Source organism: Paraburkholderia rhizosphaerae (assembly GCF_004366595.1).
In the GTDB taxonomy this organism is placed as follows: domain Bacteria; phylum Pseudomonadota; class Gammaproteobacteria; order Burkholderiales; family Burkholderiaceae; genus Paraburkholderia; species Paraburkholderia rhizosphaerae.
In genome coordinates, this window is the sequence record NZ_SORE01000018.1 from 59,143 (window position 1) to 73,458 (window position 14,316).

Here is a 14,316-nt window from a genome sequence, read left to right on the forward strand (position 1 = left end):
AAACATGCACACTGTGTGCATGTTATAGCGTGCACCGGCGCAAAGATACTGTTCCCGTTCGGGATGCGACAGCGTGCCGCTGCTACCCATAAGACGCAGGAGTGCGATGGTCATCTGATGACGAGCGGCCAGGAGAAGAGTTGGCTCGCTACCCCGCCGCACCGCGCGGAAAGACATTCAATGGACGTTCACGGCAGTCGCTTTTCAAACCAGTGATGCGCGTACGGCTCCGCGCTGAACGCCTCGACTTCAACATATCCGCACTGCCGGTATAGAGAAATCGCCTCGCGCAGCGTGCGATTGGTTTCGAGGCGAATAACGCGCACTTTGCTCTGTCGAGCATGTTTCTCAGCCTCGACAATCAACCGGCGACCCACCCCCATACCGCGCGCAGTCGGACTCACCCACATCCGCTTGAGCTCCGCCGGGGATTTCTTATGAAACTTCAGCGCGACGCATCCGATCGGGCTTCCATGGAGTCTCGCGACGATCAACGCGCCCTCCGGCGCCCTGAGTTCATCGGCCTTCGCCGACAGGCTTGCAGATGGGTCGAAGCCCGCGTCAAAGCGCTGATCGAGTTCGCCGAAGTACTGTTTAAAGCACCACCGCGCGTCGTCACTGTCCGGGTCCTCCAGCGCGAAATGCACGAGAGACGGCTGCAGCAAGCGCTCCACTTCAGCCATGGCGACGACAAGTCGCCGGCGCTGTTCCTCGCCCAGCGGTTCGAGCGCGCGCGAAGCGACTTGATCGGAAAGCCGTTCGAGTTCAGCCCTTTCGTTGCGGCCTGCCTGCGTCAAGCAAGCCCGGCGCACGCGCCGATCATCCGGATGCGTGACAACAGCGACAAGCTTCTGCCTTTCAAGCGAAGCCAACGTACGGCTGAGATAGCCTGAATCAAGATTGAGCCGCGCGCGGAGCGTGCGAAGATCCGCACCTTCAACTCCGATCTCCCATAAGAGGCGCGACTCACCCATCGGGCGGCCCCTTCCCAGAAAATGATCGCTGATCGCGCCAATGCTTTCGGCCACGATGCGATTGAAGCTGCGAATCTGGAGAATGTCGGTTGCGCGCATATCTCTGACTTTAGTCAGAGATACGGGAGCCGTCAACACGCGCCCCGTTCTTCGCGCATGCGGCGCATTAATCTACCTACACTATTGCAGTCACGCACTGGTTGATTCGATCGTCCGTTTGCGTCTGTCTCCATACATGCCGATACATTTGCGCAGATCTGAGACACGTTCGGGATACGTGCAGGTCTTCTAATACGCGGAACCGACAACTTTCGCAATTAAGTGTGTGTATGCATAAACGACCTGTTCGAGCTAACCGGCCGCCAACCGATGAGCATGTACGAATTTGTCAGGCTGCATGCAGCTCAATTCACGCGCAACGCAACACATTGACCGGAACCGGATCTGTCATGTCAAACCAAGCCCCCCAATCGTCATCGCGCCGGCAGTTTGTCGGTCTGGCTGCCGCGGCACTCGCCGCTGGCTCGCTGAGCCGGTTCGCCTTCGCGGACGCGAACCCGGCAATCGGCGAAACCGCGCAACCCACAAACGGCGACAACACCGCAATTCGCCCGTTTCGTGTCCACTTCCCGGAAGCGCAGCTCATCGACATGCGGCGTCGCATCAAGGCGACGCGCTGGCCCGACCGCGAGACGGTGCCCGATGAATCGCAGGGCATTCAGCTCGCGACGATCCAGGGGCTCGCCCGATACTGGGCAACCGGTTACGACTGGCGCAAATGCGAAGCCCGCTTGAATTCGTATCCGCAGTTCGTGACCGAGATCGACGGACTCGATATTCACTTCATCCATCTACGCTCGAAGCACGAAAACGCGATGCCGCTGATCGTCACGCACGGCTGGCCCGGCTCGATCATCGAACAGTTCAAGATCGTCGATCCGCTCGTCAATCCCACCGCGCACGGCGCACCGGCTTCCGATGCGTTTCACCTCGTGATTCCGTCGTTGCCCGGCTACGGATTCTCGGCGAAGCCGACCACGACCGGCTGGGGACCCGAGCGCACCGCCCGCGCATGGGTCGTGCTGATGAAGCGGCTTGGCTATGACAGGTTTGCTTCGCAGGGCGGCGACCTCGGCGGGATCGTGACCAACATCATGGCCAAACAGGCCCCGCCTGAGCTGATCGGGATCCACGTGAACTTCCCCGCTGCGGTACCGGCCGACATTCTCAAGTCCATTGTCGCCGGCGACCCGACGCCTGCGGGCCTGTCGGATGATGAGAAGCACGCGTACGAGCAACTGAGTGCGAACTTCAAGAAGAAACGCGGCTACGCGCTCGAAATGGGTACGCGGCCGCAAACGCTCTACGGTCTGGCCGACTCACCCGTCGGGCTCGCTTGCTGGCTGCTCGACCACGGCGACGGTTACGGCCAGCCCGCCGCGGCGCTGAGCGCGGCCGTGCTCGGTCACCCGGTCAACGGTCATTCGGCGGGCGCGCTAACGCGAGACGACGTGCTCGACGACATCACGCTTTACTGGCTAACCAATACCGGCATTTCGGCCGCGCGCTTCTACTGGGAGTCGCATTCGAACTTCTTCCTCGCGGCCGATGTGAATGTACCCGCCGCGGTCAGCGCGTTCCCCGGAGAAAACTATCAGGCGCCGAAGAGCTGGACCGAGCACGCATATCACAACCTGATTTACTTCAATAGGCCAGAGACGGGCGGGCATTTCGCGGCGTGGGAAGAGCCAATGATCTTCGCGAATGAAGTGCGCGCGGGTTTGAGACCATTGCGGACCTGAACGGTGCGTCGCAAATGAAGATCGGCGAGTTCCTCGATCGTGCGGCTGGCGAGCCGTGGGCCGACGCGCTCATATTCGGCGCGCGGTTCATCATCGGACGGATGCAGCGGCCAGTCGATGCCGTGAGTTCGCAGAAACCCGAGCCCGACGCCAATCGCCTGGTCAACCCGGTTGAGCGTCAGGTACAGATCGATGCAAACGCGTGCGCGCGACGGCGGGATCGCCGCAGGCGGTGGGCCCGCCGCGACGCGAATCACGTCAGCGCACGGCGACCGGCGCAGGCTTGCCGCGCCCGGCGAAACCATCGAAAAGCAGCGCACCGGCCACGATCAGCGTCCCCGCCAGCGTGACCGGTTGCCACTGATAGGCCGGCGACAGCATCGACAGCATGAACGACAGCACCGGCTGCAACGCCATGCAGATCATCAGCGTCAACCCGTCGGTCTTGCGCACGGCGAACTGCAGCAGCAACAGCGGCAGCATCACGCCGATCACCGCGACCGCGATAATCGACAGCGCATCCGCGGGCGCGGGAAGCGCCAGACCAGCGCCGCCGCCGGTACCGCCGTCGAACGTGAGCCAGACCAGCGCCACCGCGATCGTCAGATAGAACCGGTGTGCGAGGATCGAGGCCGGACCCCAGCCGCTATCGGCGAGCCGGCGAAACGACCCGATGATCATCGTCGAAGCGGCGCCTGCAATCGCGGCCGCGACAAGTGCCAACACCGTGTGCCACGATGCGGCTGCCGCGCGTTCGAGTTCCACCGGAACGAGCAACGCGCATCCGCCGACAATGCCGACGCAGGCGACGAACTTCGCCGCACCCGGCCGACCACCGGATTGCGCGCTCCCTCTGCGCCACGCTGCAACCACGACCGCCACCAGCACCGCGACACCGATCTCGATCGCACCGACCGCGGCCGGCGACAAATGCTTCAATGCGAAGAAGAAGCCGATGAATGCGACGGCCGTCCACACATTGACCGATACGATCGACGCGCGCGAGCCGGCCGGCAGGCGGCCACGCGCGACCACGAGGAAGACGCCCGCGACGACGCAGAAACTGATCAGCAGAAATTGCGCGGGCGCGATCATCCCGAGAAAGGTGCCGTACATCACCTTGCCGGCCGATTGCAGAAACACGGCAAGAAACGACAGCGCATGGGCAGACGTCATGACGCACGATCCGCTTCGGTTGCGAGTGCAACTTTTCTTTCCGGGCGATTGCCGCGTTCCGGTGCGGCTTCGGATGCGGCGGATGCACGCGCGGATTCGGGTTCGATCGCATACAACGCACCTGCGTCTTCCCATGCGCGAAACTGTGCGATGTCCATGCGGATCTGAACCGGATCGTCGTGAATCAGGTAGACGACGCCACCGCAAAACAGCGAATCGGAGGTTCGCCACACGCGTGCGCCGCGCTCGAGCCGACGATAGTGCGCATGAAACGACGGCAGTTTCGCGAGTCTGCGTAAGCCGTCCGTCGACGCAACATAGCCGCCGTCGTTAAACACGAAGAACACTTTCGCGAAATGGCGCCGGCGCTCGTACACATCACGTTCGGCAAACACATTGTCGGCTCGTGCGACGAGCCGGTCCGCGAAGCAGCTGGCCTGCGTCGGCAGTCCCGCGACCGCGTATGAGGGCGCATCCATCATGCCGCCCATCAGCCGCGCGCCGGTTTCGATTAGCGCCGGGCCTGCTTCGGTCAGCCGCAGTTCGCTGTGGGCGGGGCCGTTTTCGATGCCGAGCGCGCTAATCGCGCGCTTCGTGTAATCGAACAGTGCGACGCTCAGCTCGGCGTCGGGGTCGAGCAGCGTCATCGAACACATCGCGGGCGAGCCGCCGCATACGTTGCGACAGTGGACATGCCACGCGTCGGTGACCCGATGTCTGCCGTTCGCGCTCACCGTGTTCACGATGAATTGCGGCCCTCTCAGATAAGACTGGATGACGAGGCTATCGTTGAAGCCGCCAAGCAGGTTATCGCGGTACAGCGCCGCATGAACCGCGCGATCGATATCGGCATGGTCGTAGCAGATCACGACGCCATCGGAACCGGCGCTCAGCAAAGGCTTGATGACGACCGGCCAGCGGCCGTGGCTATGCGCCCATGCGTGCGCTTGCGCTGCGGACACGATGCGCGCCTGCCGCGCCGCATGCAATCGATGCGCATGCAACTGGTTAATCATGTCGAACTTGTTGCGCCTTGCACTGAGCGTATCGCTACGATTGGTCGGCAGACCAAGCGCGAGTGCCAGCGATTCGGCAAACGTGACACCCCATTCCGAGCCCGCGACGACAGCGTCGAAGCGCACCGGCGGCAACTGTGCGAGCGCCTGGTCCTCGGTGCCGAGATAGCCCAGATCGGCCGCGTACGGCGTCACGTCGAAACACGGCGCCGCGAGTTGTGGAATCTGCTGGGTCGAGCGCAGATGAATGCAGACTGCGCCGCGCTGGTTCAGTTCGCGCACGAGTTCGCGCCCGGTCGAGTAGCCGTCGACGATCAGGATAAGTTTGCCGCTCAAGCTTGCCATGGTGAAGTTTCCGTCTGATGTGGAAGCGCGATACAGGCGATTCCAGCGATGAGATCGCTCTCGTCCATTGACGGCGTCGCATGTTTGCGTTGTGTCGCCTGCAAGGTTCGAAAGCCCGTGTCGGCAATGTACAAGGCGAAGCGGCGGTTCGAATATTCGAAAAAACTTTGCGAAGCGAAGAAAAAAGCAGGCGGTAAAGCAGGTTTGACGGGCGCTATCGCCGCTAATTTCCGACTCATTCTGCGCGGATAAGATGCGCGGCATCGACACATCGTGCGCGATTCAGACGTTGCAGGCGCGTCGTCCGATAGGTCGATTCATCAATTCACAGCGCGTGACGAATGCACTCACGCATGGATGCGCTCGTGCGCGCAGATCGATCGTGTATCGACGAAGGACGGGTGGAGCGGATGAACTACAAGCACCTGTATTACCTATGGATGACCGCCAGATTCGGCGGCATTGCCGGCGCGTCGCAGCGGCTGCATCTGACGCCGCAGACCGTGAGCAGCCAGATCAAGCTGCTCGAAGACCGCGTCGGTTGCGCGTTGCTGCGCCGGCGCGGACGGCTCGTCGAACTGACCGATGCCGGGCGCGTGGCCGCCGACTACGCGGCGAAAATCTTCGCGCTGGGCGCGGAGCTCGAACGCGAATTGCGCGCGCCTTGCAGCAACGCCGATGTGCTGCGCGTCGGTATCGCCGATTCGATTCATAAGACGATCGCGTGCCGCCTCATCGAGCCGGCCGTGTCGTCGCGTGACGGCCTGCGCGTGGTGTGCCGCGAAGGCAATCAGGCGGCGCTCGTCGGTGCGCTCGCCGAGCATCGGCTCGACGTCGTGCTGTGCGATGCGCCGTTGCAGGCCAACGTGCAACTGCGCGCACGCAGCGACAAGCTCGGTTCAACCGGCATGTCGGTGTTTGCGACAGCGGCCGTCGCGAAGCCGTATCTCGATGCCGCGTTTCCCGCCTGTCTCGCGCAGATGCCGATTCTGCTGCCGGGTGCGGATAGCGTGCTGACCGCGCGCTTCGACGCGTGGCTCGATTCGAACGGACTCGCGCCGCCGATCGTCGGCGAGTTCGACGATGGCGCATTGATGATCGCGTTCGCCGGAGAGGGCAAAGGCGCGATCGTTGCGCCATCGGTGCTCGAAGCGTCGTTGCGCGCGCAATACGCACTGCTGCCGGTGGGTCAGATCGACGGCGTGCGCCACGATCTGTATGCGATTTCGCTCGACGGGCGCGGCAGGCATCCGGCGGTCAGCGAAATTACGCGCGCGGGCAGACAGCTCGCGTTTTGAAGCTGGAAACGAATACGCCGTTCGACGGACTCGTCACGACATCGCTGGCGCTCATGCATGAAGCGCTCGCGGTTCCCGGACATCAGCGACCCGCACATCCGTGCCCGCACACGCTACCGCGATGCGGCGCGGCGCTCCAGCACCGCTTTCGGGATACAGGTCAACAGCACGACGGCGCCGATCACCAGCAGCACCGCAATCGCGTACAGGCCGCTGGCGAGACTGCCTGTCGTCGTCTTCAGCCATCCGACGATGACCGGACTGACAAGGCCGCCGATCAGGCCAATGCTGTTCGTCAACGCAAGGCTGCCGGCCATCGCATCGGTCCCGGCAAAATAGGTCGAGCAGATCACCCAATAGAGCGGCAGCGTCACATAGATCGCCGTCGTGCCGATGCTGAGCACCACGAGCGAAAGCGCAAGGCTATGTTCGACTAACGGAATCAGGCATAGCATCGCCGCGCCGACGACCGCGCAAATCGCCAGATGCCAGCGTCCCTCGAGGCGCTTGTCCGCGTGGCGGCAGATGATCACCATGCCGATCGCGCTGGCACCGAACGGGATCATCGAATAAAGGCCGATCGAGAATACGTCGCGAATACCCGCGTTTTTCAGCACGCTGGGCAACCAGAAGCCAACCACATACACGCCGCAGATGCAGGTGAAGTACGCGGCAGTCAGTATGTACAGGTTCGGGTCGCGCACGGCCTGCAGGAAGTTGTGAGACTTCGCGTGGACCGCGCTTTCCACCTCGGGTCGCAGGCCTTCGGTGATCACGTCCCGCTCGGTCCGCGAAAGCCATTTGGCTTTGGCCGGAGAGTCGGTAAGCAACAGCGTGCACACGATCCCCAGCACAACCGCAGGGATGCCTTCGACCACGAACAGCCATTGCCACCCAGCCAGACCGAACACGCCCTGCAAGCTGTCCATCGCCCATCCCGCGAGCGGGCCGCCGAGCAGACCCGAGATCGGCATGCCCAGCATAAACAGTGCGATGACGCCGCCGCGACGCCTCTGCGGAAACCACTGGGTCAACAGAAAGAGTGCGCCGGGAACAAGGCCGGCCTCGAATGCGCCTAGAAGAAAACGCATCACGTAGAAGATCGCGGGACTGGACACGTAAACCATCGCAATCGACACGAGGCCCCACGGGATCAATATCCGCGTCAGCGTCGCACGCGCGCCGATGCGTGTCAGGATCAGGTTGGACGGCACCTCGAAGAGCGCGTAGCCGATAAAGAACACCCCCGCGCCCAGGCCGTACACGGCATCGCTAAAGCCAAGCGCCTGTTTCATCTGCAATTGGGCGAAGCCGATGTTGGTCCGGTCGAGATAGGCGACGACGTAGCACAGAAACAGAAACGGAATAAGGCGCCACGCAACCTTTCGATATGTCTTTGCCGCTTCATCCGATTCAACGTCGTCTACACGAGGCAATTCTTGTGTCGCGGAAGATAAAAGATTCATACGCTGATCTCAATCAGAGTGCTATGGATTTCGCGGGGCTCGAGCTTACGCTTCGATTGTTTGAGACGGGGTTCGGCCGTGGCGCGAGCTTCGTCGCCCAGGCGCAAAGCGATGCCTGGTGGTCGAATCGGCGGCGTGAGCCGTTCCGCACATCAGGCAAACGTAGCGGTTGCGGGTTGTCTCCTGCGCTGGAGATTAACAGCTTCATTGGCTAAGCGCACGAGTTCGCCGCTTAATGCGGCGATTAATGAGCATTGAAAGCGCTCGTGAAAGCACTCATGAAAAAAGACGAAAGATACTTATCAGGATTACTTTTTTATTCGGGAGTTTTGACCTGCTTTCGGTTTGTCAGGACTGAGTTTCCAGTCGCCCGGGACCGTGCGCGAACGTCGTATCGCGGTTATTCAGCAACAAGCGGGCGAACTCGACAAAACATGGCCGGATGAGCAGCATTTTTGTACCAGACCGGATAGAACATGCGCTATGCAACATTAAGCGGAATGTATTATCGTTCCCCGCTCTCGCGGAATAATAAGGCGCTCTTCGCATGACTGCGTTGCCAACCGTTCGTTTGGATTGCTGGACAGACTATGTGTGCCCGTTCTGCTATCTGCAGATGGGTGTGCTCGACCGGTTCATCGAGGAATCCCGCGTGCCGCTCGTGATCGAGTGGCACGCGTTCGAGCTGCGCCCCACCCCCATCCCGCTCATCGAGCCTGACGGTGAATACATCACCCGCATCTGGCTCAACGCGGTCTACCCGCTTGCCGCCGAACGCAATGTGAAGGTGAAGCTGCCTCCGGTTGCGCCACGCAGCCGGCTTGCATTCGAGACCGCTTTTTTCAGCCGCGCGGCAGGTCGTTTCGACGCCGTGCATCGTGCGATTTTTAAAGCGTATTTCGAGGACGGGAGAGATATCGGCAATGCGGACGTGCTGCTGGATATAGCGAACGAATATGGCGTCGATCGCACGGAGCTGGCCGCGTCCTTAACCGCACAGCGATTCCAGACCGCTATCGAGCATGACGAAGCAATGGCCGGTCGACTCGGCATAACGGGGCTGCCGTTCGTCATGCTGTCGCGCACCGGCGATGCGGCGAAAATGACGCCTCCCGTGGTCGTGCGTGGCGTCGCGCCAGTCGAGCACATGACGGCTGCGCTGGACCGGCTGCTTGCCGACGCGCCCGCGACCGACCTTCGATGATCGTTGAAGGAGTCGACCACGCCGTATTCGAGCGACCCACGCCGGTCGCCGCCAAGCCTTCGTTCCTGACCGTTCAGGTGCAAGCGGCGCAAGGCCATGCAGCGGACGGGAAGCCATGCGGCACGTCGGCCGCGCTGTTCTTCGATCTCACTACGCGAACCATTCACAGCTATGTCCTCGACGGCTACGTGCGCACTCACGCGACCGGAACATTGCGCCGTGTGCGCGGCGGGCTTTCTCCCGCTCACCTGCAACTTGCCAAGGCCATGCTATCGATTCGCGACCATGACAAGGTCACACTCACCGCGCTAGGCCGCGCGTGCGGGCTGTCGCCGAGTCATTTTGCGCGGGAGTTCAAGCAGTCGACGGGTTTGCCGCCTCACCGATGGGCGCTCAAAAACAAGGTCAGCCGCGCTCAGGACATGCTGCTGCACAGCGGTCTTACGTTGCCGGCCATTGCGTTCGCGTGCGGTTTCGTCGATCAATCCCATCTGGGACGATGGTTCAAGCGACTGACCGGGCTTAGCCCGAAGGCCTGGCAGCGCCTGCACCTCGATGGCGATCGCACGCCGGGGCCCTTCGCTCACCAGTAGGCTCCGCGAAACGCGGCATCAGAGCAGCGCTTTTCCAGCGGCTGCAGAAAGCATCATTTTTGTACCAGCGCACGCCGAAACCCGTACTGCTGCCGCGCTCGCAACCGCTACGATATTCACCGGCCGACCCGAATTCCCAAGCCACCGCGTAACGGATGCACATCGCGCTGCCCGGGTGTACTGCTCTCCTGTTCGCGAGAGTCATCAATCCGTGCTCGCTGCGACGCACCGCAAGCACCGGGATGGGGCCGGCATAGGACCAGCCGCACCGACACAACGCTTCCTTTCCGCATCGGGATCTGATCATGCACAAAATGGTTTTGGCGGTTGTCGTCACACTGATTGTCTCCACGCAATCTTTTGCAGCTACTTCGGCTAACTACACAGACCCGTTGGACGCAAAGACGCTGGACACGATCCGATCGAACTTTACCCACCTGATGCAATTAGCGAATCGCCACGACTTCAAGGCGCTACATGACATGTTCTGGCAATCCCCTGCTGCCCTTCTGGTCGCGAAAAGCGCGATCCCTTCTGAAGGGAACTGGGCGGGATTCTGGGGCAATGACGCGATCGATCGGAAGCTTCACGATATCGGCACGTCCGGCCCAGTCGTCCTTCAACCGGATTATTCGAAATTCAAGGCGGTAGGCCTGACGAAGGACGTCGCGCAAACATACGCGCCCGTGACTATCACGGTTTCCTACGCGGGCCAGGACGGCACACCCAAGCCGTTTCTATTGCTGATCAACTGGATAAAAGTGGGCAAGGACTGGAAGGTCGCTTCGGAGATCATCCTGCCCGTGCCGCCGGCGCCCGCGGCAAAGAGTTAGGCGGCACGGTATTGGCGTCACCGGTGCCCGGATCTATCAACCAGGAGCCTCGATCATGATCTTCAGCGTAAAAAAGTCCCTCTTTGCGGGCCTCTGCATGACGGCACCGCGCATTGTCAGTCCATCGCCGGCTGCTTCGGCCAGCCCGGATGACTTACGGGAAATCCGCGCGCTTTTCTTGCGACAGGCGGCGGGTGAAACGGCTCACGACATCGAGGTGATCGAGTCGGTGCTCGCGCGCGCACCGGCTGGACAACCGGACCCCGTCAACTTCGTGGCGCGCGCCTACACGTTCTGGGGCCGTGACGCGGTGCTGGCTCACTTCCGCAAAGTCTTCACCGGCACGTGGCGATTCGAACCCGATGAAGATGCGATCCGCGTGATCCCGCTTGGCCCGGATGTCGCGCACATCTACGCACCGGTTCGAATCACAGCCGGCGCTATCGGCCAGCCGGCAGCCGTGTTTCAGTTTCTCGTCAACGAAATCGCGATCCGTACGCCCGACGGTTGGAGGATCTCAGTCATTGTTCCCGTGCCGACGCAGTAACGTGACGCTTCGCGCCACCGTCATTCACCCCACCCGAAGAAGCAAGGAGAAGTGTCCATGGTGCAGCGACTGGATGTTGAGTTTGAAGCAGACGGAGGCGTCAGACTGCGGGCCTGGCTGTTCGTGCCGTCCAGCAATGGCACGCTCCGGCCCGCGATCTCGATGGCGCACGGATATGCGGGTACCCGGGAGCATGGCATTGAGGGTTTTGCCCGTGCGTTCGCCGACGCCGGTTTCATCGTGTTGCTTCACGATCACAGAGGGTTCGGCGCGAGCGAAGGCGAACCAAGGCACGACATTGATCCATGGCGGCAGATTGCCGACTGGCGGCGCGCACTTTCGTTTCTCGAATCGTGTGAAGGAGTCGACCCCGCGCGGATCGGCCTATGGGGTACCAGCTACGCCGGCGGCCACGCGCTCGTGCTGGGCGCGACCGATCGCCGTCTTCGCTGCGTGGTCGCGCAAGTGCCGACCATCAGCGGCTACGAGCAGGGGCTACGGCGGATTCCACCCGAATTGACCGCGTCGATCGAGCAAGCATTTACCAACGACGAGCGCGCGCAGGCCCGGGGAGAGCCACCGATGCGACAGGCCATCGTCAGTGTCGATGCGGGCGTGCCGGCCGCGTATCGCACGAACGACGCGATGGACTTCTACCTGCAGCCGGTCCCCGAAGGCACCTGGGAAAACACGGTCACCCTGCGTTCGACCCGGGCCGCTCGAATGTACGAGCCGGGCGCGTGGATTTCGCGGGTGTCGCCAACGCCGCTGCTGATGGTCGTGGCGACCTACGACACGATCACCGTCACCGATCTCGCGCTAGCCGCCTATGAAAAGGCGTTGCAGCCGAAGCGCCTCGTGATGTTCCCCGGCGGACACTTCGACGGCTACGCGAAGTATTTCCGCGAGTCCAGTACCGCTGCGGTCGACTGGTTCCGCGAACATCTTTCATAGCCCACGGAGGCGCACATGTCTCATCTGTTTTTAGACGTCTCAAACCAGGTCGCGACCATCAGCCTCGATAACCCACCGCAGAATCGTCTCGCCGAGCAGATGATCGGCGAACTGCAAGAGGTTTTGACAGCCATAAGCCGCAGCGATGCTCGCGCCGTCCTGCTGCGCGCCGACGGGCCTGATTTCAGTTTCGGTGGCGACATCCTTCCATGGGACGGGATGTCGAACGCAGAACTACGGTCGCTGTTCGAGCGTTACCTGAGCGCGTTCAACCGCTTCGAGCGCCTACCGCTTCCCGTTATCGCGGCTGTTCAAGGACTGTGCTTCGGTGGCGGTCTGGAACTCGCGCTTCGCGCCGACATCGTCTTCGCCGGCGAATCTGCCCGATTCGGCCATCCCGAGCAGACGCTGGGAATCGCAACGATGCTGGGCGGAATCTATCGGGTAGCGCAGCAAGCGGGTCGATTCCTTGCCGCTGAATGGGCGTTCACGTCAGAACCGGTGCGAGCGGACACGATGGAGCGGTTTGGCGTCGTGAATCGCGTCGTGCCGGACCGCGACTTGCTTGAGCAGGCCAATGCTTTCGCTTTGAAATTGGCCAAGGGCCCGACGCGAGCCCATGCTGCACACAAGGCACTGCTTCGCAGCTGGGCTACCGGCGGCGTCGATGCGGCAGATGACGCGCTGTTCGACATTGCGATGCCGCTCTTTGATACGGAGGACGCGAAGGTCGGGCTCACCTCCGCTATCAAGGCCGCCAACGCGGGAAAGCCACGGCCTGCTGTCGAATTCAAAGGCCGCTAGCCCCGCGCGCAAAGCATTTGCCGCGACCATACATGTTGTCGAACGCTGAGCGTCCACGACACGGCGGACCTATCGAACCAACTTCCGGGCACGCGTTGTGCAACACGTCTGCAATACGCGTGCATGGAGCCTGCCGACATGATGTTGTGGAAGCACTGCCTCGCCGCGGCTTTGGCCGCCGCTGCCGCCGCATTCGTGCCGGCGCGCGCGCAGACGCAGGTACAAGGTGTGGTGCGGCCTGAGGCGCCCGCCTCGCAGCCTGCGGCTCCGGCGTCGCCACCGGTGATACACGCCGTTCCGCTGCATCCTTCCGCGTCGGCACCCCGGCCCGCTCAGTCGCAGCAGCCTGCTGAAAAGCCGGTTGAAAAACCTGAAGAAAAGGCCGCGGGTAAGCCTGTCGAAAAGCCGGTTGAAAAACCAGCGGAAAAGGCCGCTGAAAAGCCCGTTGGAACGCCCGCCGAAAAACCCGCTGAAAAGCGTGCGCAGAAACCCGCTGAAAAACCGGCTCGCAAGCCCGCGCAAAAGCGTGCGCATGAGCCCACTCCAAAGACGCCTGCGCCGCCTACCGTGCAGCGAACGCCCCCGATCCTGCCGGTGCCGACGCCGCAACCCGAGGAGCCCGCGCCCACACCTCAGCCCTATGCAGCACCCTCGCCGGCACCGCAGCCCCACACACAACCCGCGCCCGTGCCACAGCCGTATGCAGAGCCAGCGCCGGTACCGCAGCCGCCGCACCCGCAGCCGACCCCGGCGCCACAGCCGTATGCAGAACCCGCGCCGGCGCCGCAGCCTTATGCACAACCCGGCGCACGACCAGGCGAACAAGCCGGCGCACAACCGGGCGCACAACCCGTCGTGAACTGGACGCTGCAGGTGATCCGCAACGGTCAGCAAATCGACTCATTCGATGGCACGAGCGCGGTCGGGCAGACCCGGACGAACCGGCATCACAAGGTGGTCACGCATAACGTCGGCTGCAAGAACGAACCCGCGGGCAGCATCGACCTGCAGCGCACCATCACGGTCACGCCGCTGCGGGTGGACCCGAGCGGCCCGGTGCTCGCGATCGACGCGCACGAAACCGTCGAGAGCGACACCGCTCGCATGACCCGGAGCGGTTGCAAGCTGCCGCCACAGCCAAGCCAGGTGCACGCGATCCATCCGGGACTGATCGTGCCGTCGGGTCAATGGGTCAGCTGGCAAATCGTCAACCAGGATCCTTCACTGCTGTACCGTGTACGCGCGAGCGTCGCGCCGGCGGCCGCGCAGCAGTAACCGGCAACACGGGACGATCACATCGACCG

Annotated in this window: 13 protein-coding genes and 1 pseudogene; 9 read left to right on the plus strand and 5 right to left on the minus strand. The window is 62.3% G+C overall.

The features are described 5' to 3' along the window. Positions 1-188: 188 nt before the first annotated feature. Positions 189-1,073 (minus strand): bifunctional helix-turn-helix transcriptional regulator/GNAT family N-acetyltransferase, encoded by an 885-nt coding sequence (locus BX592_RS22220; protein WP_134194552.1) that lies wholly within the window; start codon positions 1,071-1,073, stop codon positions 189-191. A 350-nt stretch (positions 1,074-1,423) separates the two neighbouring features. Between BX592_RS22220 and BX592_RS22225 the strand changes: the two genes are divergently transcribed. After that, the gene (locus tag BX592_RS22225; RefSeq protein ID WP_134194554.1) at positions 1,424-2,776 is read left to right on the plus strand and encodes an epoxide hydrolase family protein; all 1,353 of its coding nucleotides are present in this window, start codon (positions 1,424-1,426) and stop codon (positions 2,774-2,776) included. A gap of 258 nt (positions 2,777-3,034) precedes the next feature. Here the strand turns inward: BX592_RS22225 and BX592_RS22230 are convergent, their stop codons facing one another. Genes BX592_RS22230 through BX592_RS33945 form a run of 3 tightly spaced genes read right to left on the minus strand, consistent with a single transcriptional unit; the run spans position 3,035 to position 5,552 of the window. Continuing rightward, entirely contained in the window at positions 3,035-3,952 is a 918-nt protein-coding gene (locus BX592_RS22230) for a hypothetical protein (RefSeq protein WP_134194556.1), read from the minus strand. After that, positions 3,949-5,313 (minus strand): ATP-grasp domain-containing protein, encoded by a 1,365-nt coding sequence (locus BX592_RS22235; protein WP_166676422.1) that lies wholly within the window; start codon positions 5,311-5,313, stop codon positions 3,949-3,951. Before BX592_RS22235 ends, BX592_RS22230 begins: the two co-directional genes overlap by 4 nt. Further along, positions 5,301-5,552, minus strand: coding sequence for a hypothetical protein (locus BX592_RS33945; protein ID WP_166676423.1), 252 nt, complete (start codon positions 5,550-5,552; stop codon positions 5,301-5,303). Before BX592_RS33945 ends, BX592_RS22235 begins: the two co-directional genes overlap by 13 nt. A 126-nt stretch (positions 5,553-5,678) precedes the next feature. On the opposite strand from BX592_RS33945, the gene BX592_RS22240 reads away from it, so the two are divergent. Continuing rightward, complete coding sequence (locus BX592_RS22240) at positions 5,679-6,611, plus strand: LysR family transcriptional regulator (protein WP_243849671.1); 933 nt, start codon at positions 5,679-5,681, stop codon at positions 6,609-6,611. Between the two features lie 113 nt (positions 6,612-6,724). Here BX592_RS22240 and BX592_RS22245 read toward each other — a convergent pair whose 3' ends face one another. Beyond that, positions 6,725-8,077 (minus strand): MFS transporter, encoded by a 1,353-nt coding sequence (locus tag BX592_RS22245; protein WP_134194560.1) that lies wholly within the window; start codon positions 8,075-8,077, stop codon positions 6,725-6,727. 547 nt (positions 8,078-8,624) lie between these two features. Here BX592_RS22245 and BX592_RS22250 point away from each other — a divergent pair. The 7 genes and pseudogenes from BX592_RS22250 to BX592_RS34540 form a co-directional block, all read left to right on the plus strand. Continuing rightward, positions 8,625-9,281, plus strand: a complete 657-nt coding sequence (locus BX592_RS22250; protein ID WP_134194562.1) for a DsbA family protein — start codon at positions 8,625-8,627, stop codon at positions 9,279-9,281. Next, a complete protein-coding gene (locus tag BX592_RS22255) occupies positions 9,278-9,874 on the plus strand; it encodes a helix-turn-helix domain-containing protein (RefSeq protein WP_134194564.1) in 597 nt (198 codons plus the stop codon). The genes BX592_RS22250 and BX592_RS22255 overlap by 4 nt, the downstream gene beginning before the upstream one ends. Positions 9,875-10,179: 305 nt before the next feature. Then, a complete protein-coding gene (locus BX592_RS22260) occupies positions 10,180-10,707 on the plus strand; it encodes a hypothetical protein (protein ID WP_134194566.1) in 528 nt (175 codons plus the stop codon). Positions 10,708-10,762: 55 nt separating this feature from the next. Further along, on the plus strand, positions 10,763-11,254 hold the full coding sequence (locus tag BX592_RS22265; protein ID WP_208327952.1) for a YybH family protein: 492 nt from the start codon (positions 10,763-10,765) through the stop codon (positions 11,252-11,254). Positions 11,255-11,311: 57 nt separating this feature from the next. Beyond that, positions 11,312-12,208 carry an alpha/beta hydrolase gene (locus tag BX592_RS22270; protein WP_243849672.1) on the plus strand — a complete coding sequence of 299 codons (897 nt, stop codon included), beginning with the start codon at positions 11,312-11,314 and terminating at the stop codon, positions 12,206-12,208. Positions 12,209-12,223: 15 nt separating this feature from the next. Then, positions 12,224-13,012 carry an enoyl-CoA hydratase/isomerase family protein gene (locus BX592_RS22275; protein ID WP_134194570.1) on the plus strand — a complete coding sequence of 263 codons (789 nt, stop codon included), beginning with the start codon at positions 12,224-12,226 and terminating at the stop codon, positions 13,010-13,012. An 834-nt stretch (positions 13,013-13,846) separates the two neighbouring features. Further along, positions 13,847-14,287, plus strand: a pseudogene (locus tag BX592_RS34540) (hypothetical protein); the annotation flags it as partial. Positions 14,288-14,316: the final 29 nt, after the last annotated feature.

Bases quoted from the DNA above. Each gene is read 5' to 3' on its own strand.
- BX592_RS22220 (WP_134194552.1), bottom strand. From the start codon at position 1,073: ATGCGCGCAACCGACATTCTCCAGATTCGCAGCTTCAATCGCATCGTG.
- BX592_RS22225 (WP_134194554.1), top strand. From the start codon at position 1,424: ATGTCAAACCAAGCCCCCCAATCGTCATCGCGCCGGCAGTTTGTCGGT.
- BX592_RS22230 (WP_134194556.1), bottom strand. From the start codon at position 3,952: ATGACGTCTGCCCATGCGCTGTCGTTTCTTGCCGTGTTTCTGCAATCG.
- BX592_RS22235 (WP_166676422.1), bottom strand. From the start codon at position 5,313: ATGGCAAGCTTGAGCGGCAAACTTATCCTGATCGTCGACGGCTACTCG.
- BX592_RS33945 (WP_166676423.1), bottom strand. From the start codon at position 5,552: ATGAGTCGGAAATTAGCGGCGATAGCGCCCGTCAAACCTGCTTTACCG.
- BX592_RS22245 (WP_134194560.1), bottom strand. From the start codon at position 8,077: ATGAATCTTTTATCTTCCGCGACACAAGAATTGCCTCGTGTAGACGAC.
- BX592_RS22250 (WP_134194562.1), top strand. From the start codon at position 8,625: ATGACTGCGTTGCCAACCGTTCGTTTGGATTGCTGGACAGACTATGTG.
- BX592_RS22255 (WP_134194564.1), top strand. From the start codon at position 9,278: ATGATCGTTGAAGGAGTCGACCACGCCGTATTCGAGCGACCCACGCCG.
- BX592_RS22260 (WP_134194566.1), top strand. From the start codon at position 10,180: ATGCACAAAATGGTTTTGGCGGTTGTCGTCACACTGATTGTCTCCACG.
- BX592_RS22265 (WP_208327952.1), top strand. From the start codon at position 10,763: ATGATCTTCAGCGTAAAAAAGTCCCTCTTTGCGGGCCTCTGCATGACG.
- BX592_RS22270 (WP_243849672.1), top strand. From the start codon at position 11,312: ATGGTGCAGCGACTGGATGTTGAGTTTGAAGCAGACGGAGGCGTCAGA.
- BX592_RS22275 (WP_134194570.1), top strand. From the start codon at position 12,224: ATGTCTCATCTGTTTTTAGACGTCTCAAACCAGGTCGCGACCATCAGC.